Consider the following 23,284-nt stretch of genomic DNA (forward strand, 5'->3'; position numbering starts at 1 on the left):
TGCGGCATGAACACTGCCCGCATCCTGCTCCAGGCGACACGCCGGCGTCGCTAGCGGCCGAGAAAGCCGAGCACCAGCTCCCGGTACTTCTCCGGCGCTTCCAGGAAGACGAGATGGCCGGTGTCGGGGATCACCTCGGCCCGCGCATTCGGCATCTTCGCGGCGAGCGCCTTCGCGAGCTCGGCGTTCTGTCCCATCTTCGCGCGCAGCGCCTCCGGTGCGTTCGGCCGGCCCGGTGCGTTGTGGTCGTCGGCGCCCATGATGAACAGCGTCGGCTCGGAAACGAGCGCGACCTCGTGCGCGACCGGCTCGCGATAGATCATCTGGCCGGAGCTGACGAAGGCGCGCAGCCAGCGCGGATAGTCGGGGCTACCCTTGATGTTGAAGCGGGCGTCGATGAAGGGCGTGATCTGATCCGGCGGCAGCTTGATCGCGTAGTTGGTCTGGAGCTGCTTGCGATAGCCCTCGGCCGTGAGCTTGTCTTCGCTCTCGATGATCTTCTCGGTCGGCGTCGGCGGCACGTAGAGGCGATAGTCTTCCAGCCCGATCGGCGCGGTCAGCACGAGATGGGCTATTCTGTCGGGATAGGCGCGGGCGATGCGCACGCCCAGCATGCCGCCGAGCGAATGGGCGACGATCTCGGCCTTGTCGATCTTGAGATGGTCGAGCAGCGCGATGGTGTTGCGCGCCAGCGTGTCGAAATGCAGTTCGCCCGCCGGCTTGGAGGATTTGCCGAAGCCGATCTGGTCGGGCACCACGACGCGGAAACCGGCTTCGCTCAGCATCCTGATGACGGGCGCCCAGTAGCTCGACGGGAAATTGCGCCCGTGCAGCAGCACCACGGTGCGGCCGTTCGGCTGCTGAGGCGCGACGTCCATATAGGCCATGGCGAGCTGCTCGCCGTCGTTGACAACAGGCAGCAGGTGCACGGGATAGGGATAGGCAAAGCCCTCGAGCGCGATCCCATAGGGCTCGCGCGGAGTGGTGTTGGCGGCGTGAGAGGCGAGAGGAGCGGCGAGAAGGGCGGCGGCAAGCGCGGCCGGGAGGAAGCGGTTCATGAAGATCTCGTAATTGGAGCCGTCATTTCGGGGCGCGTCGAAGACGCGAACCCGGAATCTCGAGGTTCCAGGTTCGATGCTTCGCATCGCCCGGAACGACACTGCGCTTAAAGCGATGGATGGCCGGGTCAAGCCCGGCCATGACGGAAGCCGTGGTTCACACGCAAACGTGCGATCTCACGCACTTGGCGTGATCAGTCCTTCCCATTTCCGAACAGCGCCGCAAACTGCTTCTCGCCGGTGCGGGTGAAATTCACCACGCGGCTGCCGGGCGTGGCGTCGCGCGCGGCCCATTTCAGTTCGGTGAAGCGCTGCATCATGGTGGCGCCCAGCGTGCCGGCGAGATGGTGGCGCCGCTCGCTCCAGTCGAGGCAGGCCTTGCACACCGGCCGCCGCGGATGGGCGAGCATGTCCGGCGAGATCTGCAAATGTTTGGCGAGGAAGCGCTCACCCTCGGCGGTCAGCTCGATGTCCTGCTTCTTCTGCTTGACCAGGTTTCTCTCGCGCATGGTGTCGAGCATCTGCACGCCGAGATCGCCGGCGAGATGATCGTAGCAGATGCGCGCGCGCCGCAGCGCCGGATCCTTCGGCCCGGTGCGCACGCGCATGTGGCCGGTGCGCGCGGCGAGCCCCGCAAGGCCTTCGAGCACGCCGGCTACGTCGTCGTCGGTGAGGCGATAGTAGCGGTGGCGGCCCTGCTTCTCCGGCTCGACCAGCCCGCCGGCCTCGAGCTTGGCCAGATGCGAGCTTGCGGTCTGCGGCGTGATGCCGGCCTCCTGCGCCAGCTCGCTCGCGGTCAGCGCGCGTCCGTTCATCAGCGCCGTGAGCATGTTGGCGCGGGCGGGGTCGCCAACCAGCGCGGCAACCATGGCGATGTCGGGTCCTGATTTCATGCTTCGATGGTAGCCGAAGCATTGCAGTCGGGCAAGCGCGTAGCGTGTTGCCACATCGTCGTTGCGAACGAATGACGAAGCAAAATCGGAAGCCCGATCCTCACCCTGAGGAGCGCGCCCTTGCGCGCGTCTCGAAGGGCGAGGCCACCGGCGGGGCCTTCATCCTTCGAGACGCGCGTTCCGCGCTCCTCAGGATGAGGAGCCGACAACCTGGATTGCTTCGCTGCGCTCGCAATGACGATGTGGAAACACAGGAGCCTCACATGTCCGTCACCGTCTTCATCCGCTACCAGCTCGATCCCTTCAAGCGCGCGCAGTTCGAGGAATATTCAAAGCGCTGGCTCACCATCATCCCGAAATGCGGCGGCGATCTGATCGGCTATTTCATGCCGCACGAGGGCACCAACAACATCGCCTTCGCGCTGATCACCTTCGAGAGCCTGGCCGCCTATGAGGCCTATCGCGCCCGGCTGCGCCAGGATGCGGAAGGCATGGCGAATTTCCATTTCGCCGAGGAACACAAGTTCATCCTCGCGGAAGAGCGCACCTTCCTGCGCAAGGTGGTATTGTAGGCCACGACACTGTCAGCAGGAGACGCCCATGATCGCCGTGATCTTCGAGGTCTGGCCCAAGCCCGAGCATCGCCAGACATATTTCGACCTTGCAGCCGATCTGAAGCCGATCCTGCAAACCATCGACGGCTTCATCTCGGTCGAGCGCTTCGAGAGCCTGACCGAGAAGGGCAAGATCCTGTCGGTGTCGTTCTGGCGGGATGAGGCGGCCGTGCAGGCCTGGCGCAACACGATGGAGCATCGCCGCACCCAGGCCAGGGGCAGGGCACAGATCTTTGCCGACTATCGCCTGCGCATCGCCAGCGTCGTCAGGGACTACGGCATGAATGATCGCGACGAGGCGCCGAAAGACAGCCGCGCAGTGCACGACGCGCACTAGCGCGCTCGGGGCGCGCACTGGCGCTGCCCCGAATGCGTGCCTATGTCTGCGCGGCCAACAAGGGAGAGAAACATGCACGTGACGACCGCGGACAAGCGCGCAACCTTCAGGAAGATGCACGAGAGCGGCTGCTTCATTCTGCCCAATCCGGTCGATGTCGGCAGCGCCAAGGCGTTGCAGCATCTCGGTTTCAAGGCGATAGCGTCATCGAGCGCGGGCTTTGCATGGACCATCGGCAAGGCCGACAATCACGTCACCGTCGAGGACGTCTGTCAGCATCTGGCAGCATTGAGCTCGGCGGTCGACATTCCCGTGAATGCGGATTTCGAGGGCGGCTTTGCGGTCGAGCCCGACAAGGTCGCCGACAATGTCGAGCGCGGTGTGCGCACCGGCGTCGCCGGGCTGTCGATCGAGGATTCCACCGGTGACAAGGACAAGCCGCTCTACGATCGCGCGCTCGCGGTCGAGCGCATCAGGGCCTCGCGCAAGGCGATCGGCGACAGCGGCACGCTGCTGGTCGGCCGCTGCGAGGCATATCTGTGGGGCGTGACCGATCTCAAGCTCGTCATCGACCGGCTCACCGCCTACGCGGATGCCGGTGCCGACTGCCTCTACGCGCCGGGCCTGAAGAGCCGCGAGGACATCGCCGCGGTGGTGAAGGCTGTCGCACCAAAGCCGTTCAACCTCTTGATCGGCGGCTCCGGCCTATCGTTGCAGGAGGCCGAAGATCTCGGCGTGCGCCGGATCAGCGTCGGCGGCTCGCTCGCCCGCGCCGCCTGGGGCGGCTTCATGCGCGCGGCAAAGGAGATGGCGGAGAAGGGGACGTTCACCGAGCTCGGCAGCGGCTATCCCGGCGGCGAGCTCAACAAGATGTTCGGCTAGAAGCATAACTATACAGATGAAAGAGCGGCGGGATGTTAGGTCCCGCCGCTTTCTCATCCTCTCGGTGTCACGCCCCGCGAAAGCGGGGCATCCAGTACGCCGCGGCTTATCTACTCAACCACGACCGTCTCGGAGTACTGGATCGCCCGCCTTCGCGGGCGATGACAGTTGTGTGTTACGCGACGACATTCGCGAAGTTACTGCGACTTGCCGCCGTCAGACGGAGCGGCCGGATCCGGCGCGGCCGGCTTGCTCGGCGCAGCACCCGTGGTCACGCCCGGCGCGGCATTGTTGCGCGGCGTCACGTCGCGCATGCCGGGAGGCGCCGTTGGATTGGTCGGCGGAGCCTGCTGGGCGGTCTTCGTCGCCGGCTCATTGCTCGCCTGGTTGCCCGTGGTCGTGTTGTTCAGGCCGTAGAACACGGCGCCCAGCACCAGGGCGACAGCCACGGCAAACAGTGCGACCTTGCCGCTGGAGGCGGGGCCTTCGCCCAGCTCGGGGTCGGCCTGAAGGTCGGCATCCCGTCGCGCCGCACGGAGATACTCATCATCGGCGAGATTCGGGCGATACGGATCGTTGGGAAAACGCTCGTCAGCCATCGATTGGGTCTCCTCGATTATGGCGGCTGGACAACCCATAGATGCGAGATTCTGTTCCGCCCCTCTGATGCTTTCGTCGCATGTTGCCCCCGCGTCGGGAATCGGGAACCTGTTAATTCCGGATGAACCCTTGTTCATCCCGGATGAACCTCTTGTTCATCCTGGAACCGCGGACGTAAGTTCCACGGCGGGAATAAGGGAACAGAGCGATGTGGAGCCTGCCGCCAAGCGATAGCGTGCTGCATCTTCTGGCGTTTGTTGCCTTGACGGCGCAGGGCATGACCGCGGCGCTAGCTGCGGGGCGGCGCAGCATGGACTATGTCGGTGTCTGCATGCTCGGCAGCATCACCGCGCTCGGCGGTGGCACGCTGCGCGACCTGTTCCTCGGTCACTATCCGCTGGCCTGGGTCGCGAACCCGATCTATCTCGTGCTTCCCGGCGCTGCAGCGCTGCTGACCATCCTGGTCGCGCGCCTCGTGCACCGGCTTCAGTTCGCCTTCATCGTGCTCGATGCCATCGGCCTCGTCGTCTTCACCATGACCGGTTGCGACATCGCCTGGCAGATGGATGTCTCGCTGCCGATCGTCATCGTCTCGGGCATGGTGACGGGCTGCGCCGGCGGCGTGTTGCGCGACGTGCTCTGCAACGACGTACCGCTGCTGTTCCGCTCCGAGCTCTACGCCAGCGTCTCGGTCGTGACCGGCCTGTTCTATGCGACCGCCTTCGGCCTCAGCATCAACGCCGAACTCTGGACGATCTTGACCTTCATCCTCGGCATCAGCTTCCGCCTGCTCGCGGTGCGCTACAAATGGGAGATGCCGAAATTCGTGTTCACGGGGGATGAGCGGTAGCGCCATCCACCTCGTCATTGCGAGCGCAGCGAAGCAATCCAGAAATCTTTCCGCGGAGGGACTCTGGATTGCTTCGCTGCGCTCGCAATGACGGGGAGAGAACTGGCTACGGCTGCTTCCGCGCCTTCGCCACCTGCGCCGGCGTCACCAGCGGGCCCGAATTGCCCCAGGAGTTGCGGATGTAGTTGGCCACCGCCGCGATCTCCTCGTCGGACAATTGCTTGGCATAGGCCGGCATCTCGCCGGTGTTGGGCGCGCGCGGCGTCGTCACGGTGTGGGCGCCGTCGAGGGTGATGCGCAAGGTCGAGGACGGATTGACCGATTGCAGCAGCGCGTTGGCGGGCAGCGGCGGGTAGATGCGCGGGCTACCTGTGCCGTCGGCTTCGTGGCAGGCGATGCAGAATTTTGCGTAGACCGCCTGGCCGGCCTTCATCGTGGCCTCATCGGGCGGCGTCACGATCGTCTCACGCCGCGCCGGCGGCAGGCTCTTGAGGTAGACCGCGATCGCGCGCACATCGGCGTCGCTCATCTTCGAGGTCGAGCTGACGACCACCTCCGCCATCAACCCGTCGGCATGGCTTTTGGCATTGCGGCCGCTCTGCAGATATTCGGCGATGTCCTCGACGCTCCACGACTTCAGCCCGGTGCGGGGCGCGCCATCGAGCCTTGGGGCGTACCAGCCGCCGACCTCGTTGCCGGACAATGCCTGCGCCTGCTTGTCCGCGCCAAAATAGTTCTTCGGCGTATGGCAGGCGCCGCAATGGCTGAGCCCGGTGACCAGATAGCCGCCGCGATTCCAGGCCGCGCTCTGGCTCTGGTCCGGCTCGAACAGGCCGGGCTTGAAAAACATGGTGTTCCAGATCCGCATCAGGCCGCGATGACCGAACGGCCAGCGCAGCTCCGGCGACTTGTTGCGGCTTACGACGGGCGCCAGCGTGCCGAGATAGGCGCGGATCGCCAGCGTGTCGTCCTTCGTCATCTTCGTGAAATAGGGATAGGGGAAGGCCGGATAGTAGTTCGAGCCGTCAGGCGCGACGCCATAGCGGAGGGCGCGGGTGAAATCGGCATCCGCCCAGCCGCCGATCCCGGTGTCCCGGTCGGGCGTCAGGTTCGGCGCATAGATCGCGCCGAAGGGCGTATCGATGCGCTTTCCGCCTGCGAACGGCTTTGCCGGATCGGCGGTGTGGCAGCCCGCGCAGTCACCAGCCTCGACCAGCGTCTTGCCGTAGGCGACCAGCTCCGGCGACGGCTCGGCGGCACGGACCGTGCTCGCAACCGCACTGCACAACGCCAAACCCACAACAGCCAGGCCAGCCAGAATCGTCCGCATCGAAAGCCTCTCCTGCGACCATTCGACGTCGCCTGCGTGAACGGGGCGTCAATTCATTTCGCGACGGCGGGGGTATCGTGACACAAATTGAAAATGCCGGACGCCTTTGCAGCCACGAAATTGCGATTTTTACCCGGCGCTCCCTTTGGTCCAGATTTGTGGTGCGGAGCGTTAAATATCCGACATAGAGTGTCGGAGACGGTCGGCGCGCCCTAGCTAAAAACAACGGGCAGGCAACGGCTTAAGCGACGTTAAGTGACAAAGACCTGAACAGGGCGTGGAAAGAGGACAGCATGGGCATCAACCAGGGTCCGATCAGTCTCGATCAAAAATACACCCAGGACACCGGACACGTCTTCACCACGGGCATCCAGGCCCTGGTTCGCCTGCCCATGGCCCAGATCCGGCGCGACCGCGCCAATGGCCTCAACACCGCGGGCTTCATCTCCGGCTATCGCGGCTCGCCGCTCGGCGGCTATGACCAGCAGCTCTTTGCGGCGCGAAAGCATCTCGAGCAGTACAACATCAAGTTCCAGCCGGGCGTGAACGAGGACCTGGCCGCGACCGCCGTCTGGGGCTCGCAGCAGCTCAACCTCTCGCCCGGCGCCAAGTATGACGGTGTGGTCGGCATCTGGTACGGCAAGGGTCCCGGCGTCGATCGCTGCGGCGACGTGTTCCGCCACGGCAATGCCGCGGGCTCGGCCAAGAACGGCGGTGTGCTGTGCCTCGCCGGCGACGACCACGGCGCAAAATCCTCGACTGTCCCGCATCAGTCCGACCACGCCTTCATGTCGGCGCTGATGCCGTATCTCTACCCGTCAAGCATCCACGAGATGATCGAGATGGGCCTGCTCGGCATCGCGATGTCGCGCTACTCGGGCTGCTGGGTCGGCATGAAGGTGATCACGGAGACGGTGGAGACCACCGCCGAGATCGATCTCACCGACGAGATGAAGCCCTTCATCATCCCGCCCGATTTCGAGCTGCCGCCCGGCGGCCTCAATCTGCGCTGGCCCGACGACCGCTTCGAGCAGGACCGCCGCCTCCAGGACTACAAGGGCTTTGCCGCGATCGCCTTTGCGCGCGCCAACAAGGTCAACCGCGTCACCATGGATTCGCCGAATGCGCGCTTCGGCATCATGGCGTCGGGCAAGAGCTATGAGGACGTGCGGCAAGCGCTGCGCGAGCTCGGGATCACCGTGGAAGTGGCCGCCAAGATCGGCCTTCGCCTCTACAAGATCGGCATGCCCTGGCCGCTGGAGCCGGAAGGCGTGCGCCAGTTCGCGGTCGGGCTCGAGGAGATCTTCATCATCGAAGAGCGGCGCGAGATCGTCGAGAACCAGGTCAAGCAGGAGCTGTTCAACTGGCGCGATGACGTCCGCCCGCGCATCGTCGGCAAGATGGACGAGCACGACAAGCGCTTCCTGACCTTCGCCGCCGAGCTCAGCGTCGCCTCGCTTGCGACCTCGATCACTGAGCGACTTCTCCGACTTAATCTCAACCCAGAGATCGCGGAGATGCTCCGCGTCAAGGCCGACTGGTTCAACGGCCGTCAGGCCACCCAGATGCAAGCGACAGCGCCTGTTTCTCGCGTGCCGTATTTCTGCTCCGGCTGTCCCCACAACACGTCCACCAAGGTCCCCGAAGGCAGCCGCGCGCTCGCCGGCATCGGCTGCCACTTCATGGCACTGTGGATGGACCGCTCGACCGAGACCTTCACCCATATGGGCGGCGAGGGCGTGCCGTGGGTCGGCATCGCGCCCTTCACCAACGAGAACCACATCTTCGCCAATCTCGGCGATGGCACCTATTTCCACTCCGGTCTGCTCGCCATTCGCCAGGCGGTCGCCTCCAAGACCAACATCACCTACAAGATCCTCTACAACGACGCCGTCGCCATGACCGGCGGTCAGCGCCATGACGGCGATCTCTCGCCGCAGCAGATCACCTTCCAGCTCCACGCCGAGGGCATCCGCGAGATCTATCTGGTCTCGGAAGCGCCCGACACTTATCCCGCCGACACCATCGCGCCCGGCGTGAAGAAGTATCACCGCGACGAACTCGACAGCGTCATGAAGATGTGCCGCGAGTACAAGGGCACCTCGGCGATCGTCTTCGTGCAGACCTGCGCCGCCGAAAAGCGCCGCCGCCGCAAGCGCGGCCTGATGGAGGATCCGGCGCGCCGCGTCATGATCAACCCCGCCGTCTGCGAAGGCTGCGGCGACTGCTCGGTGCAGTCGAACTGCATCTCGGTCGAGCCGCTGGAGACCGAGTTCGGCCGCAAGCGCGCCATCAACCAGTCGTCCTGCAACAAGGACTATTCCTGCGTGAAGGGGTTCTGCCCGTCCTTCGTCACCGTCGACGGCGGCGCGACGCGCCACCGTGCGCCGGCCGAGCTTGAAGAGATCGGCGCGCTGCCGGAGCCCGCCTCGCGTCCGACGCTGGACAAGCCCTACAACATCGCCGTCGGCGGTGTCGGCGGCACCGGCGTGTTGACCATCGGCGCGCTGCTCGGCATGGCCGCCCACATCGAGGGCAAGGCCTCGATGATCCTCGACATGTCGGGCCTCGCGCAGAAGGGCGGGGCGGTGCTGAGCCACGTCCGCCTGTCCGATCATCCGGCCGAGGTAACCTGCTCGCGCATCGTCACCGGCACGGCCGATCTCGTGCTCGCTGCCGACGAGGTGGTTGCGGTCGCCAAGGACACGATCTCGCTCTGCGACACCAGCCGCACCCGCGGCGTCATCAACAGCCACGTCATTCCCACCGCCGACTTTGTCCTCAACCGCGATTTCAACTTCCAGACCCGCAAGCTGAACGGGCTGCTGGAAACGGCCCTCCACAAGGACTCGGCGTTCTTCGACTTCACCAAGCCGGCCGAGCAGCTCCTCGGCGACAGCATCGCCACCAACATGATGATGATGGGCTATGCCTATCAGAAGGGGCTGCTGCCGCTCTCGGCGGAGTCGATCGAGCAGGCGATCGAGGTCAACGGCGTCTCGATCAAGATGAACAAGGAAGCCTTCCGCCTCGGCCGTCTCGCGGTCGCCGATCCCCAGCGTCTTGCGGGCATGCTGAAGGGCACGGACGAGGTCGTTGCGCCGAAGGCGCTGGATGCAATGACGTTGGACGAGGTCATCGAGCATCGTGCCAAGCACCTGACCGCCTATCAGAACGGCCGCCTGGCAAAACGCTATCGCAAGCTGGTCGACCAGGTTCGCGATGCCGCGAGGCAAGGTGGCTATGACGACGCACTGCCGCGCGCGGTCGCGGTGAACTATGCCAAGCTCCTGGCCTACAAGGACGAATACGAGGTCGCGCGCCTCTTTACCGACGGCGCCTTCGAGCAGCAGCTCCGCGACCAGTTCGAGGGCGATTTCAAGTTCAGCTTCAATCTCGCGCCGCCGATCCTGGCGTCTGGCGTCGATGCGCTCGGCCGCCCGAAGAAGCGTGCCTTCGGCCCGTGGATGCTGAAGGTCTTCCGCGTGCTGGCGAAGTTCAAGTTCCTGCGCGGCACGCCGCTCGACATCTTCGGCCGCAGCGCCGACCGCAAGCTCGAGCGCGATCTGATCGCCGGCTACGAGAAGGACGTCGCCACCGTCCTCGGCCTTTTGTCGCCGCTCACGATCGACACCGCGGTGGAGTTGCTCTCGCTGCCCGACCGTATCCGCGGCTACGGCCCGGTGAAGGAAAAGGCCGTCACTGACGCCAAGGCCCGCTACGCCCAGCTCGCCGCGGACTTGGCGAGCCCGCCGCCCGCGCCAAGGCAGATCGCGGCGGAGTAGGGTGGTTTCGACGCGAACGCAGTGCGTAGGGTGGGTTAGCGATAGCGTAACCCACCACTTCTGCCTCCTTGGAAGCTAAAGAGGTGGGTTACGCCTTCGGCTAACCCACCCTACGGTTTTCTCCTTGAAATCAGCCACCATCCTACTGTGCATGGGGTTGTTTTCGCGAAAAAAGAAAATCGTTTGCTCCGTCGGGCAAAACACCATTACGATCTCGCCTGTCGCATCCGTCGTTGCGAGCGCAGCGAAGCAATCCAGAAATGCATCCGCGGATAGACTCCTGGATTGCTTCGCTGCGCTCGCAATGACGATGCGGAGGCAGGCGAGATTAGACCCCACTTGCGCCAACCCGCTAGTCTCTCGCCCGACGGAATATTTCCGCGCTTGCCAAGCTGGCCACCGCGGTTCAGAAAAAAGAGCCAAGAAGAAACGCGAGCGGAGACCTGAGTTTGACCATCAAGGGCAAGGCCTACATTGCCGGGATTTACGAACACCCGACCCGGCATGCGCCGGACAAATCCACCGCCCAGCTCCATGCCGAGGTCGCCAAGGGCGCGATCGAGGATGCCGGGCTCAGCAAGGACGATGTCGACGGCTATTTCTGCGCGGGCGACGCGCCGGGCGGCGCCTGGCCGATGGTCGACTATCTCGGCCTGAACACCAAGAAGCTCCGTCACGTCGATTCCACGGAGACCGGCGGCTGTTCCTACATTATCCATCTCGGCCATGCCGCTGAAGCAATTGCCGCGGGCAAGTGCTCGATCGCGCTGATCACGCTGGCCGGCAAGCCGCGCACCGGCGCGATGCCGCCGCGCGCGGCGGGCGCCGAAGTTGATTTTGAATCCGCTTACGGCGCGACCACGCACAATGCCTATGGCATGTGTGCCATGCGCCATATGCACGACTATGGCACCACCTCCGAGCAGCTCGCCTGGATCAAGGTCGCGGCCTCGCACCACGCGCAGTACAATCCGCATGCGATGCTGAAGGACGTCGTCACCGTCGAGGACGTCTTGAACTCGCCGATGATCTCCGATCCCTTGCACCGCATGGATTGCTGCGTCGTCTCCGACGGCGGCGGCGCGCTGATCGTGACGTCGCCGGAGATCGCCAGGAGCCTGAAGAAGCCGCTGGTCAAGCTGATCGGCCATGGCGAGGCGATGAAGGGCCCGCGCGGCGGCAAGGATCTCGATCTCACTTACTCCGCGGGAATCTGGTCCGGCCCGCGCGCGTTCGACGAAGCCGGCATCACGCCGAAGGACATCAAATACGCCTCGATCTACGACAGCTTCACTATCACCGTGCTGATGCAGCTCGAGGACCTCGGCTTCTGCAAGAAGGGCGAGGGCGGCAAGTTCGTCGCCGACGGCAATCTGATCTCGGGCGTCGGCAAGCTGCCGTTCAACACCGACGGCGGCGGCCTCTGCAGTAACCATCCCGTCAACCGCGGTGGCATGACCAAGATCATCGAGGCCGTCAGGCAGCTGCGCGGCGAGGCGCATCCGAAGGTGCAGGTCAAGAACTGCGATCTTGCCATCGCCCACGGCACCGGCGGCCTTTTGGGCGTTCGCCACGCCGCCTCGACGGCCATTCTGGAGCGCGTGTGATGAGCGAAGCCAAGAAATATCCGGCTCCCGTAACGAACCCCGAGACCGCTGCGTTCTGGGACGCCGCCAAGCAGGGCAAGTTCATGATCAAGCGCTGCACGGCCTGCGGCGAAGCGCACTACTTCCCGCGCTCGATCTGCCCGTTCTGCTACTCCGACAAGACGGTGTGGGAGGAGGCTTCGGGCGAGGGCACGATCTACACCTGGAGCCTGATGCGGAAGTCGCCGACCGGCCCCTACGCCATCGGCTACGTCACGCTGAAGGAAGGCCCGTCGGTGCAGACCAACTTCGTCGATTGCGATCTCGAGAAGCTGAAGATCGGCCAGAAGGTGAAGGTTGTGTTCAAGCCGACCGACGGCGCGCCGCTGCCGTTCTTCACGCCGGTCTAGGACGGTCCTCATCCTGAGGAGCTTGCGAAGCAAGCGTCTCGAAGGATGGCCACGGCAAAGAAGCGTTTCGGGCATCCTCATGGTTCGAGACGGCGCAAGAGCGCCTCCTCACCATGAGGATGAGAACCACCGGGGAGGAAACAAACAAGATGTCCGCCAGATACGAAGAACTCAAAGGCCTGAAAAACATCGGCCAGAAATACGCCTACAGCGATCGCGAGGTGATGCTCTACGCCTACGGCATCGGCCTCGGTGCCGATCCGATGGACGAGAACGAGCTCGCCTTCGTCAACGAGGGCACGCTGACGCCGCGGCCGCTGAAGGTGGTGCCGACCTTCGCCTCCGTCGCGGCGTGGGGATCGGGGCCGGGCGAGATGAACCTCAACCGCGTGATGGTGGTCGATGGCGAGCGCGACATCACCTTTCACCAGCCGCTGCCGGTGGCCGCGCACATCACCGCCGACTCCACGGTGCTCGAGGTCTACGACAAGGGCAAGGACAAGGGCGTCGTCATCAGCCACCAGACCGTGCTGAAGAACGAGAAGGGCGAGAAGCTCGCAACGCTGGTGGCCTCGCGCTTCGCCCGCGGCGATGGCGGTTTTGGCGGCCCGAACCTGACCCAGCCCGATCCGCACAAGATCCCCTCGCGCAGCCCCGACAAGACCATCGACATCACGACGCGTCCCGACCAGGCACTGGTCTATCGCCTGTGCGGCGACCGCAACCCGCTGCACTCCGATCCCGAGTTTGCGAAGAAAGCCGGCTTCCCGCGTCCGATCCTGCACGGCATGTGCACCTACGGCATCACCTGCCGCGGTGTGCTCCAGACCTACGCCGACTATGACGCCAGCGCCTTCCGCCAGCACGTGGCGCGGTTCTCGTCCCCGGTCTATCCCGGCGAGACCGTGACCATGGACCTCTGGAAGGACGGCAACGTGATCTCGTTCGAAGCCAAGGTGAAGTCGCGTGGCGTCACGGTGATCAAGAACGGCAGGACGGTGCTGGGTTAGTTTTCGCTGTCATTCCGGGGCGCGCGAAGCGCGAACCCGGAATCTCGTGCGACAACCTCTGGATTCCGGGTTCAGCGCTGCGCGCTGTCCCGGAATGACAATAATAAAACAGGGAGAAGCCACCATGGGACTACTCGACGGCAAGGTTGCGCTGATCACCGGTGCGGGCGGCGGGCTCGGTGAGGCCTATGCGAAGCTGTTCGCGCGGGAAGGGGCATCCGTCGTCGTCAACGATCTCGGCGGCCCCCGCGACGGCTCCGGCGCCGACAAGTCGATGGCACAGCTCGTGGTGGACGCGATCAAGGCCGAGGGCGGCAAGGCGGTCGCCAACGGCGCCGACATCTCCACCATGGAGGGCGGCCAGTCGGTGTTCGACGACGCCATCAGGCATTTCGGCCGCGCCGAAATCCTCGTCAACAATGCCGGCATCTTGCGCGACCAGACCTTCGCCAAGGCCAGCGAGGCCGACTGGGACAAGGTCATCAAGGTGCATCTGAAGGGTACCTTTTGTTGCACCATGCCGGTGTTTCGCTGGATGCGGGAAAACGGCGGCGGTGTCATCGTCAACACCTCCTCGACATCAGGGCTGATCGGCAATTTCGGCCAGACCAACTACGGCGCGGCCAAGGGCGGCATCTGGGGCCTGTCCAACGTGCTGGCGATCGAGGGCCGCAAGTACAACATCCGGATCTGGACGCTGGCCCCGGGCGCGTTGACCCGCATGACCGCAGACCTGCCCCGCTATAAGGAGAACCCCTCGGCGGCGCTGGGGCCGGACGGCATCGCGCCGGCCGTGCTATACATGGTCAGCGACTTGTCGGGTGACCAGACCGGCAAGGTGCTGGGCGTGTCCGGGCTCCGCGGCGTGCGCGAAATGCGGATGATGGAAATGGAAGGCTGGAAACCGCCGCACTCGGGCTGGAAGGCCCAGGACATCGCCGATCATGCCAAGGAGATCTTCTTCTCCGAGGAGCAGATCAAGATGGGCGCGCGGCGGTTTTAGGCTGATTTGTCGTTCCGGGGCACGCGAAGCGTGAACCCGGAACCTCGAGATTCCGGGTTCGCGCTGCGCGCGCCCCGGAACGACGGAGAAAGAGAGAGACTGATGAAACTGACCGCCGACGCCAAGGGCACCTTCGCAATCGCGCCGACGCCGTTCCACGACGACGGCCGGATCGATGAGCGCTCGATCGACCGCCTGACCGATTTCTACGAGGAGGTCGGCTGCGACGGCGTCACGGTGCTGGGGATCCTCGGGGAGGCGCCGAAGCTCGATGCCGCCGAGGCCGAGCAGGTGGCGGTCCGCTTCGTCAAGCGCGCCAAGAAGATGCAGGTGATCGTCGGCGTCTCCGCGCCGGGCTTTGCCACCATGCGCTCGCTGGCGAAGGCCTCGATGGACGCGGGCGCGGCCGGCGTGATGATCGCGCCGCCGCCGTCGCTCCGCACCGACGACCAGATCGTCGGCTATTTCAAGCAGGCGGCCGAGGCCATCGGCCCTGATGTGCCCTGGGTGCTCCAGGACTATCCGCTGACCTTGCAGGTGGTGTTCACGCCGGCCGTGATCCGCAAGATCGTCATGGACAATCCGAATTGCGTGATGCTCAAGCACGAGGACTGGCCGGGGCTCGAAAAGATCTCGACCCTGCGCGGCTTCCAGAAGGACGGCTCGCTCCGCCCGCTCTCGATCCTCTGCGGCAACGGTGGGACGTTCCTGGATTTCGAGATGGAGCGCGGCGCCGACGGTGCCATGACCGGCTATGCGTTCCCCGAGTTGTTGATCGACGTCGTGAACCTCTCCAAGGCCGGCAAGCGCGATGCCGCGCATGACCTGTTCGACGCGCATCTGCCGCTGATCCGTTACGAGCAGCAGCCGGGCGCGGGCCTCGCCGTGCGCAAACACGTGCTCCAGAAGCGCGGCATCATCGCCTCCAGCGCCCAGCGCAAGCCAGGCGCGACGATCACGGCGACGGCGAAGGCCGAGGTCGAGTACCTCCTGTCGCGCGTGGCGAAGGTCGACAAGCGCGCCAATCTCCAGCCGCAATCCAGCGCCGCAGGTTAGTTGCATGGCCGAGACCGCCGCATCACGCCCCGCGTCGACGATCCTCCTGCTCCGTGACGGAACGGAGGAGGTGGAAGTCTTCATGATGGTCCGCCATCATCAGATCGAGTTCAACTCGGGCGCGCTGGTGTTTCCGGGCGGCAGCGTCGATGCCGGCGACAACGAGATTGTCGCGCGGTCCGACCTGTATTCGGGCGGCGAGGGCCTCAGCGAAGCGCAGCGCGGTTTTCGTATCGCCGCGATCCGCGAGACCTTTGAAGAGAGCGGCATCCTGCTGGCGCGCGCGAAGGACTCGGGCACGCCTGTTGATGCCAGGCGCGCCGGCGAGCTCGCCGACAAGCATCGCGTCGCGCTCAACGAGCACAAGATCAGCTTCCTCAGCATCCTCGCCGACAACGGCCTCCAGCTCGCGCTCGACACGCTCGTGCCCTACGCGCACTGGATCACGCCGGAGGGCATGCCGAAGCGGTTCGACACCTGGTTCTTCCTGGCCGCGGCGCCGCCGGACCAGCTCGGCGCGCACGACGGCCGCGAGTCGACCGATTCGATCTGGGTCTCACCGCGCGAGGCGGTGGAGGGCGGCGAGAGCGGCCGCTTCAAGCTGCCGTTCCCGACCACGCGCAATCTGATCCGGCTTGCCAAGCAGGGCAGCGTGGATGCCGCGCTGGGGCACGCCCGCGGCATGTCCATCGTCACGGTGATGCCTGTCATGACCAAGACCGAAACCGGCCGCCAGCTCCGCATTCCCCGCGAGGCCGGCTATGACGGCGAGGTGTTCGAGGTCGGCGCAGTCGGCTAGGACACTTCGACACGCAGCGAAGTATTGGCTGCTGCGGACGCGCTAGGTTCCGTCCATCGCAAATGGACGGGGCGCAGAATGGACAACCGGCAGGACACCAACATCGCCGTCGAGCTGGCGCTGCTGGTCGCGCTCGCAACGCTGTGGGGCGGCTCCTACACCTTCATCAAGCTCGGCGTCGCCACCATTCCGCCGATCACGCTGATCGCGGCGCGCACCGCGATTGCGGGATTGCTGCTGCTGGTCGTCATGTGGGCGCGCGGAATCAAGATGCCGACGGATGCGGCGACCTGGCAGCGCTTCGCGTTCCAGGCCGTGCTCAACAGCGTCATCCCCTGGACGCTGATCGCCTGGGGCGAGCGCCATGTCGACGCCGCGCTCGCCACCATCCTCAACTCGGCCGGGCCGATCTTCACCTTCCTGCTCACGGCGGTCGTGACCCGCCACGAGGTGACGACACCGCGAAAGCTGTTCGGCGTCGTGGCAGGGATGGCCGGCATCCTGCTGATCGTCGGCGTCGATGCCTTTCACGACATCGGCAGCGGCCTCGTCGCGGAAGCTGCCATCGTTGCCGCCACCATCTGCTACGCCTGCGCCGCGATCTTCGGCCGCAGCTTCAGGGGTCTCGACCCGATGGCCCCTGCCGCCGGCTCGCTGCTGGCGGGCGCGGCGGCCCTGATCCCGGCCTCGCTGATCGTCGAGCAGCCCTGGACGCTGTCGCCGTCGCTGAGTTCCGTGCTGGCGCTGCTCGCGCTCGCGGTGTTCTCGACCGCGGCGGCGTTCGCGATCTATTTCCGCCTGATCCAGACCCTGGGCTCGGTCGGGACCACCGCGCAGGCCTATCTGCGCGTGCCGATCGGGGTCGCCATCAGCGTCGCCTTCCTCGGCGAGACCTTGAGCCGAACCGCCTGGATCGGGCTCGCCTGCGTCGTCCTCGGCGTCGCCGCCATGACCATCCCGGCCCGGCGGCGGACGAGCGTCAAAACGTCATAAAGCCGGCGGGAGGGCGGGCCGAGAACCACGATATTAAGGATATTCCGAGGCGGGAGGCATGTTCCCCCGGGCGTGCAATACGTCGTATATTGGGTTTCCAGTAGCAGCCCGGTCCCTCAACGCACCAATGTCCGCCGAATTGACGCCGCCCCCCGAGAAAAAGCGAATCTTCTCGCTGTCCATCGGCCAGCTTACGTTCGGAAGCTTCATCCTGGTGCTGGCGGTGATCATCGTCACCTCGACCGCGAGCGTGATCGCGATCCGGCACATCGACACGACCTTTGCCGAGTTGCAGCGGCTCCAGAGCGTCGGCGACCTCGCCGAGGACATCGACCGCCGCATGAACGAGCTGCGTCTTGCGGCGCGCGACTTCGTCACCGACCCCGGCGCCGGCATCCAGTTCAAGCAGGTGGGCGAGGCGGCCTCGACGCTCAGCGACATCCTGAAGAAGACCCGCATCGAGCTCGCGCCCGAGCAGCAGGACATGATCGACGGGGTCACCGAGCGCCTTGCGACCTATCGCAACGGCCTCGAGCGGATCTCCACCCTGATCGACCGCCGTGCCCAGCTGCTCGCCGGACTGCCGCCGCTGCGTGAGCAGTTCGACGTGGCCGTCTCCGGCACCGCGGACCGCGAGCTCGCCTCCCGCCTGTCCGAGGCGCAGAGCCGGATCGCGCTCGGGCTGCTCGCGCGCAATCCCTCCGCGGCCGAGCAGGCCGCGCAGAACATGCGGACGATGGACATCGCCGACGCCAAGCTCAGGGCGGCCGTGAATAATTACGCCGAGGCGATCATGGCGGTCGCCGTCCGGGAGCGACAGATCGCCGACATCGACCGCGAGGTGCTCGGCACCGAGGGCCGGCTGATCGGCCGCGTCACCGAATTGCTGCGCGAGGTCAGCGCAAGGCGCGGTCACGTGCTGTCGCGCGATTTTGCCCGCACGCTCACGGAGGCGCGGTGGCAGAGCATCGTGCTCGGCAGCATCGGCGTGCTGATCGGCATCCTCGCTGCCGGCTTCGTGGTGCGGCGGACGGTGCGTCCGCTGGCCCAGATCGCAAGGTCGATTCGCGCGCTTGCGGCCGGCCAGAAAGACACCTCGATCCCGTCCGCCGACGTCGACAACGAGATTGGCGACATCGCACGCGCCGCCGAAGTGTTCCGCCGCGCGCTGGAGGAGGCCGACACCGCGCGCGAGGCAGCGGTGCGCGCGCTCACCGAGCAGCGCCTCGCCGAAGAGAGCTACCGGAAGCTGTTCGAGGGCTCGGTCGACGGCATCTACGTGACGACGCCGGCCGGCGACCTCCTCAACGCCAATCCGGCGCTGGCGCGGATGATGGGCTATGACAGCCCGCAGCACCTGATCGACAGCATCAACGACATCGCCCACACGATCTACGTCCACCCCGAGGCGCGCGTCGAGTATCAGCGGCTCATGCATCGCGACGGCATGGTGCGTGAGTTCGAGTACCAGGTGCGCCAGCGCAGCGGCGACATCCTCTGGCTCTCCGACAGCGCGACCGGCGTGCGGGATGAGCAGGGCAAGATCATCCGCTACGAGGGCACGCTGCGCGACATCACCGACCAGAAGCGGGCGGAAGACGCCATCGCCGAAGGCCGGCGCCTGCTCCAGCAGGTCATCGATACCGTGCCCGCGGTCATCAACGTCAAGGACCGCGACCTGCGCTATGTGCTGATGAACCGCTACATGGCCGGCATCTTCGGCATCGAGCCCGGCGATGCGCTCGGCCGCACCACCGCGGACCTGATGTCGCGCTACGGCGCGGCCAAGACCGACGAGAACGACAAGCGCGTGCTCAAGCTCCGCAAGGGCCTCGGCTTCTACGAGGAGGAGTACAAGGATAGCTCCGGCAACATGCGGCAATGGCTGGTCAACAAGCTGCCGCTGCTCGATGCCGAGGGCGAGATCGAGCGGATCGTCACGGTGGCGCTCGACATCGGCGAGCGCAAGCGTGGCGAGCAGGAGATGCGCAAAGCCAAGGAATCGGCGGAGACTGCGCTGCGCAATCTGCGCGAGACCCAGGCCTCGCTGATCGAGGCGGAGAAGCTCGCCGCGCTCGGACGACTGGTCGCGGGCGTCGCGCACGAGGTCAACAATCCCGTCGGCATCAGCCTGACGGTCGCCTCCGCGCTGGAGCGCAAGACCGCGATGTTCACGTCCGAGGTCGAGCGCGGCGAGCTTCGCCGCTCCACGCTCAACGACTTCCTCAACACCAGCCGCGACGCATCCTCGCAGCTCGTCTCCAATCTCAATCGCGCTGCCGAGCTGATCCAGTCGTTCAAGCAGGTCGCGGCCGACCGCAACTATTCGGACCAGCGCAGCTTCGATCTCGGCGACCTCACCGAGCAGGTGGTGATGAGCTTGCGGCCGGGCCTGCGCAAACACAATCTGACGCTCAACGTCGATTGCCAGCCAAGCCTGACCATGAACAGCTATCCCGGCCCGTACGGGCAGGTGCTGACCAACCTGTTCCTCAATTCCGTGGCGCACGCCTTTCCCGACGGGCGTCCGGGGATCATCGACATCCAGGTGCGCGAGTCCGGCAAGGACAATGTCGAGATCATCTTCTCCGACAACGGCTGCGGCATGTCGCTCGACGTCCGCCGCCGCGCCTTCGATCCGTTCTTCACGACGCGGCGCGACCAGGGCGGCACCGGACTCGGGCTGCACATCGTCTACAGCATCGTCACCAACCGGCTCGGCGGCCGGCTCGATCTCGATTCCGAGCCGGGCGGGGGCACGCGCATCCAGATCATCCTGCCGCGCACGGCGCCGCTCGAGCAGGCTGCGGAATAGCTAATCCACGTCGGCGAGCTTGTGCAGCGTCGCGCCGAAAATCAGGCTGGCCTTGCCGACGAGCGCCGTTCCCGTCATCTCCGCGCGGGTGTCCGTGTAGGTCCCGCTGACACCGATGCCGACCGGCGCCGGTCCGCCGAACAGCGGATTGTCGTCGCCCCGCGGCGAGGTGTGCCGCTGCACCAGCACCTCGCCTTTGAAGGAGTGGTCATCCTTCACCACGTAGCTGCCGGTGTAATAGAGGTAGGCATCGCCGCCAAGGATCTTGCCGTCGCGGAAAAGAATCACGCCGCTGCCCTTGCCGACTCGACCATCGAGCAGGTTCACGTGGATCGAATAGAGGCCGTTCTTCATAACGTCCCGCAGGCCGGCCGCCATCGCCCAATGGCGTAGCCGGTAGAGCTTTTATGCCAAAGCGCATCCTCTCGCGCAACGCGGCAGTTTGCCGGCCGGCAAGCTGTTCCGTGGTGCGGACCGTAATTGTCCCGGCTTGTCTGTGACGCGGTGATGACGGTCTCATCATGAGGCGTGGCCAGTCGTTGCGAATCAAGTTGGCCCGCGAAATGCATAACCATTGTTGCACTGGCCGCGGGGTGCTGGAGCAAGACAAACGTGAGCAACTGGATCGATTCCAGCGGCGATCAGCCGCGTCTGTACAGTGCGCGTCCCACGAATTGCAAAAGCGAACGACGGCGGATCGGTCGCGCGGCACGCTGGCGAAGCGTGACGAGGCTGGCATGTGCCACGGCCTTGATTGCGCTAGCAGCCCCCTTCGGGCACGCCCGCGACCGCGGCCAGTTCGTCAACACCAATGCGGATTTGAAGGCCTGGTTCGACAGCCTGCGAAGCGGCAAGGGGCCTTGCTGCTCCGATGCCGACGGCTCGGCGCTCTCGGACACCGACTGGGACAGCAAGGACGGGCACTATCGTGTCCGCGTCCCGCGCTATGGCTACGCGCTCGAGGGCCAGCAGCAGGAACTCGTCTGGGTCGATGTGCCGGAGGAGGCCGTGATCTCGGAGCCGAACCGGGTCGGCCGCACCATGGTATGGCCGATCTACGGCTATATGGGCGTCACCATCCGCTGCTTCATGCCCGGCAGCATGACATAGCCGCGCCGGGCGGCATGCCGCCTCGTCTCGCTGATGGCCGATGCGGCGTGCGCCGCGTCAGGTGTATTTCTTGTCGCGCTCGAGCAGCTCGATGGAAATGCCTTCGGGGCCGCGGATGAAGCAGATGCGCACGCCGGGCCGGATCGTCGTCGGCTCGCGCGTGAACGTGACGCCCTTGGCCTTGATCTCGGCGGCGACGGCGTCGATGTCCTTCACCGTGAGTCCGAAATGGTCGAGGCCCTGGTGCGGGTGCGGCGGCGGCGGGCTGACGGCGTTGTCGCCCTCGAGCGGCGCGATGAAGATCCGGGCGCCGCCGAGGTTCACGTCGATCCGTCCCGGCGCGCGCGCGATCTCGCCACCGAGGATGTCCCGCAGCCAGGCCGCCGTGGCCTCCGGATCGGGGCTGCGCAGATGGACGTGATCCCAAGTGACGGCGATTGGCATTTCATGTTCTCCCAACAGGGTCTTTCGGTATTGCGGCGCATGTTAACGGCCCCGGCCGGTGATCGCCACCGTGGTTGCCGACTCGCTTGAAGCGCGGGAACCTTAGTTCGTCTCCCGGATTAAGGTAAGCAGTGGCCGAGTCCGCCGTTGAACTGTTGCGGCCACCATCGGTGATACAGCCATGAGCGCAGGGTTTGAGCGGGTCGGGTTGGGACGCTTCGCCGGCATCGGCGAGCGTCTGGCGCGGGTCGTGACGGTTGCGAGTGTCTCATTTGGCCGAAGCCTGCTGTGGCTGCTGGCCGCCATCATTGTCGGTAGCGCCGTCTGGATGCTGCTACCGCTCTCCAAAGGCAACAGCGCTGAACCGGCGAAGCCGGAGCTGGCATCCGTCGAGACGGCGCCTTCGGGCGATGCGGCAGCATCCGAAGCCCAGGCTCTGGCTGCGGCAGAACTCGACCGTCTCAGGATTTCCTCCCAGACCTGGCGCCGCGGCGGGCTTGGCTCGAAGGCGCTGGTGACGTTCACGCTGCGAAATGACAATGACTATGCCGTAAAGGATGTGGCGATCGTCTGCGCGTTCGCACGGCGCGACGGCAGCCATCTCACCGACCGCAGCCGGGTTCTGGCCGACACGGTCAGCATGAAGAGCCGCAAGACCTTTGCGCGCATCACTGTCGGCTATGTCAACGTTAATGCCGATCAGGCCAAGTGTTCGCTGGTTGCAGCCCGTCGCGCGTAAAGGGCGGCAATTTCGGGTAGCAGAAAAGTTACCCTTACCGGGCCTTGGCAAAAAACTTGGCGTTGCCATTTGAACCGAACGGCTGGGCCAGGAACCAATTAAAGTATCGCCTGTTAAGGCGGAGAGCCCACGCGGGGATGCGGGGGGCGGAGCCCGGCCAATGCCCATCTTTCGGTATTTCCTCTTTGTCGGTGGAGCCTTGCTCGCACTGCTGTTGGCAGTGAACTTCGCTCTGCCGGCCTCACCCGTGACGCAGGCCGTCGCGACCGCTGGCAACGATCAGCCGCTGATCCGGATCCGGTCCGATCGGCACCTGCCTGAGCGTGTCGTGCTCGACACCAGCCAGCCGACGATTGCCCCGCCTGCGACGAAGACCGCCGCCGTCGTTGCGCCTCAGCCGCCGGTGCAGGATGCCGCCTCGGCGGCGCTGGCCGAGATGTCGGCCAAGGCGCGGGTGCGCGAGACGTTCGCCCAGTTCACGCCGGGCCAGAAGGCGGATGCCGCCACAGCGAAGAAGACCGACGCCAAGGCCCAGGCCCAGGCTTCTCCGGCCCAGGCTCAGCCCAAGCGCAAGATTGTGCGGGCGCATCCGGCGCCGCAGCAGTCCGGCCGGCCGATGATGCTGGTGGCCCAGCAGCCGCATTTCGGTCTCTTCAACACGACCTGGTGAGAGCCGGCTCTGATCCGCCTCGCTGGAGGCGGGAAGGGCTTTTTATTGGCCAGCCTCTCTGCTAATTCGAACGCGTCCGAACGCCGCCCGGTAAGCTGGTTCGCCAGCGACGGTCCGGCATTTTTCGGTCTCGGCCCGCCCGGGCCAGGGCGCTCGTAGCTCAGCTGGATAGAGCATCGGATTTCGATTCCGAGGGTCGGGAGTTCGAATCTCTCCGAGCGCGCCAGAGAAATCATCAATTAAATCATATAATTGCGACGAAGTTTCATTTCGTTCTTTCTCCTCATTCCGAATACTATT

General features: G+C 65.2%; 22 protein-coding genes and 1 tRNA gene. 17 read left to right on the plus strand and 6 right to left on the minus strand.

Going from position 1 to position 23,284, the window contains the following annotated elements; translation table 11 throughout:
- Positions 1-50: 50 nt before the first annotated feature.
- Together XI08_RS20965 and XI08_RS20970 are read right to left on the minus strand one after the other, a co-directional pair.
- Positions 51-1,058, minus strand: coding sequence for an alpha/beta fold hydrolase (locus XI08_RS20965; RefSeq protein WP_271575788.1), 1,008 nt, complete (start codon positions 1,056-1,058; stop codon positions 51-53).
- Between the two features lie 194 nt (positions 1,059-1,252).
- On the minus strand, positions 1,253-1,951 hold the full coding sequence (locus XI08_RS20970) for an ArsR family transcriptional regulator (RefSeq protein ID WP_271575789.1): 699 nt from the start codon (positions 1,949-1,951) through the stop codon (positions 1,253-1,255).
- 263 nt (positions 1,952-2,214) lie between these two features.
- On the opposite strand from XI08_RS20970, the gene XI08_RS20975 reads away from it, so the two are divergent.
- The 3 genes from XI08_RS20975 (at position 2,215) to XI08_RS20985 (ending at position 3,784) form a co-directional block, all read left to right on the plus strand.
- A complete protein-coding gene (locus XI08_RS20975) occupies positions 2,215-2,523 on the plus strand; it encodes an NIPSNAP family protein (RefSeq protein ID WP_018647290.1) in 309 nt (102 codons plus the stop codon).
- A gap of 28 nt (positions 2,524-2,551) precedes the next feature.
- Positions 2,552-2,902, plus strand: coding sequence for an antibiotic biosynthesis monooxygenase family protein (locus tag XI08_RS20980; protein ID WP_092192740.1), 351 nt, complete (start codon positions 2,552-2,554; stop codon positions 2,900-2,902).
- A gap of 72 nt (positions 2,903-2,974) precedes the next feature.
- Positions 2,975-3,784 carry an isocitrate lyase/PEP mutase family protein gene (locus XI08_RS20985; protein WP_271575790.1) on the plus strand — a complete coding sequence of 270 codons (810 nt, stop codon included), beginning with the start codon at positions 2,975-2,977 and terminating at the stop codon, positions 3,782-3,784.
- Between the two features lie 197 nt (positions 3,785-3,981).
- On the opposite strand, the gene XI08_RS20990 is transcribed toward XI08_RS20985, so the two are convergent.
- On the minus strand, positions 3,982-4,383 hold the full coding sequence (locus XI08_RS20990; protein WP_271575791.1) for a hypothetical protein: 402 nt from the start codon (positions 4,381-4,383) through the stop codon (positions 3,982-3,984).
- A gap of 209 nt (positions 4,384-4,592) precedes the next feature.
- Here XI08_RS20990 and XI08_RS20995 point away from each other — a divergent pair, with 209 nt between their 5' ends.
- Positions 4,593-5,234 (plus strand): trimeric intracellular cation channel family protein, encoded by a 642-nt coding sequence (locus tag XI08_RS20995; protein ID WP_025576546.1) that lies wholly within the window; start codon positions 4,593-4,595, stop codon positions 5,232-5,234.
- Positions 5,235-5,340: 106 nt separating this feature from the next.
- Here the strand turns inward: XI08_RS20995 and XI08_RS21000 are convergent, their stop codons facing one another.
- Positions 5,341-6,564 (minus strand): c-type cytochrome, encoded by a 1,224-nt coding sequence (locus tag XI08_RS21000; RefSeq protein WP_271575792.1) that lies wholly within the window; start codon positions 6,562-6,564, stop codon positions 5,341-5,343.
- A 293-nt stretch (positions 6,565-6,857) separates the two neighbouring features.
- Between XI08_RS21000 and XI08_RS21005 the strand changes: the two genes are divergently transcribed.
- The 9 genes from XI08_RS21005 to XI08_RS21045 all read left to right on the plus strand — a co-directional run bounded on the left by XI08_RS21005 (position 6,858) and on the right by XI08_RS21045 (position 20,021).
- Positions 6,858-10,349 (plus strand): indolepyruvate ferredoxin oxidoreductase family protein, encoded by a 3,492-nt coding sequence (locus tag XI08_RS21005; protein WP_271575793.1) that lies wholly within the window; start codon positions 6,858-6,860, stop codon positions 10,347-10,349.
- A gap of 449 nt (positions 10,350-10,798) precedes the next feature.
- The gene (locus XI08_RS21010; protein WP_271575794.1) at positions 10,799-11,956 is read left to right on the plus strand and encodes a thiolase domain-containing protein; all 1,158 of its coding nucleotides are present in this window, start codon (positions 10,799-10,801) and stop codon (positions 11,954-11,956) included.
- A complete protein-coding gene (locus XI08_RS21015) occupies positions 11,956-12,345 on the plus strand; it encodes a Zn-ribbon domain-containing OB-fold protein (protein WP_092192950.1) in 390 nt (129 codons plus the stop codon). Before XI08_RS21010 ends, XI08_RS21015 begins: the two co-directional genes overlap by 1 nt.
- 149 nt (positions 12,346-12,494) lie before the next feature.
- Positions 12,495-13,355: a MaoC family dehydratase gene (locus XI08_RS21020; protein ID WP_271575795.1), complete on the plus strand. Its 861-nt coding sequence runs from the start codon at positions 12,495-12,497 to the stop codon at positions 13,353-13,355.
- A 124-nt stretch (positions 13,356-13,479) separates the two neighbouring features.
- Positions 13,480-14,358: an SDR family oxidoreductase gene (locus XI08_RS21025; protein ID WP_271575796.1), complete on the plus strand. Its 879-nt coding sequence runs from the start codon at positions 13,480-13,482 to the stop codon at positions 14,356-14,358.
- Positions 14,359-14,460: 102 nt separating this feature from the next.
- Entirely contained in the window at positions 14,461-15,414 is a 954-nt protein-coding gene (locus XI08_RS21030; protein WP_271575797.1) for a dihydrodipicolinate synthase family protein, read from the plus strand.
- 4 nt (positions 15,415-15,418) lie between these two features.
- Positions 15,419-16,213 carry an NUDIX hydrolase gene (locus XI08_RS21035; RefSeq protein WP_271575798.1) on the plus strand — a complete coding sequence of 265 codons (795 nt, stop codon included), beginning with the start codon at positions 15,419-15,421 and terminating at the stop codon, positions 16,211-16,213.
- A gap of 78 nt (positions 16,214-16,291) precedes the next feature.
- On the plus strand, positions 16,292-17,206 hold the full coding sequence (locus XI08_RS21040; RefSeq protein ID WP_027549250.1) for a DMT family transporter: 915 nt from the start codon (positions 16,292-16,294) through the stop codon (positions 17,204-17,206).
- Positions 17,207-17,333: 127 nt separating this feature from the next.
- The gene (locus XI08_RS21045) at positions 17,334-20,021 is read left to right on the plus strand and encodes a PAS domain S-box protein (protein WP_271575799.1); all 2,688 of its coding nucleotides are present in this window, start codon (positions 17,334-17,336) and stop codon (positions 20,019-20,021) included.
- On the opposite strand, the gene XI08_RS21050 is transcribed toward XI08_RS21045, so the two are convergent.
- A complete protein-coding gene (locus XI08_RS21050; RefSeq protein ID WP_027549252.1) occupies positions 20,022-20,375 on the minus strand; it encodes a GrlR family regulatory protein in 354 nt (117 codons plus the stop codon).
- Positions 20,376-20,633: 258 nt separating this feature from the next.
- On the opposite strand from XI08_RS21050, the gene XI08_RS21055 reads away from it, so the two are divergent.
- Positions 20,634-21,131, plus strand: a complete 498-nt coding sequence (locus XI08_RS21055; protein ID WP_271575800.1) for a hypothetical protein — start codon at positions 20,634-20,636, stop codon at positions 21,129-21,131.
- Between the two features lie 57 nt (positions 21,132-21,188).
- Here the strand turns inward: XI08_RS21055 and XI08_RS21060 are convergent, their stop codons facing one another.
- Positions 21,189-21,575 (minus strand): VOC family protein, encoded by a 387-nt coding sequence (locus tag XI08_RS21060; RefSeq protein ID WP_271575801.1) that lies wholly within the window; start codon positions 21,573-21,575, stop codon positions 21,189-21,191.
- A 181-nt stretch (positions 21,576-21,756) separates the two neighbouring features.
- On the opposite strand from XI08_RS21060, the gene XI08_RS21065 reads away from it, so the two are divergent.
- From XI08_RS21065 to XI08_RS21075, 3 genes are all read left to right on the plus strand, one after another.
- Positions 21,757-22,314 (plus strand): hypothetical protein, encoded by a 558-nt coding sequence (locus XI08_RS21065; protein WP_271575802.1) that lies wholly within the window; start codon positions 21,757-21,759, stop codon positions 22,312-22,314.
- A 160-nt stretch (positions 22,315-22,474) separates the two neighbouring features.
- Entirely contained in the window at positions 22,475-22,984 is a 510-nt protein-coding gene (locus tag XI08_RS21070) for a hypothetical protein (RefSeq protein ID WP_271575803.1), read from the plus strand.
- A 149-nt stretch (positions 22,985-23,133) separates the two neighbouring features.
- Positions 23,134-23,210: transfer RNA gene (locus XI08_RS21075), tRNA-Arg, on the plus strand.
- Positions 23,211-23,284 lie beyond the last annotated feature (74 nt).

It is taken from the genome of Bradyrhizobium sp. CCBAU 11361 (assembly GCF_028128935.1).
Lineage (GTDB): Bacteria > Pseudomonadota > Alphaproteobacteria > Rhizobiales > Xanthobacteraceae > Bradyrhizobium > Bradyrhizobium niftali.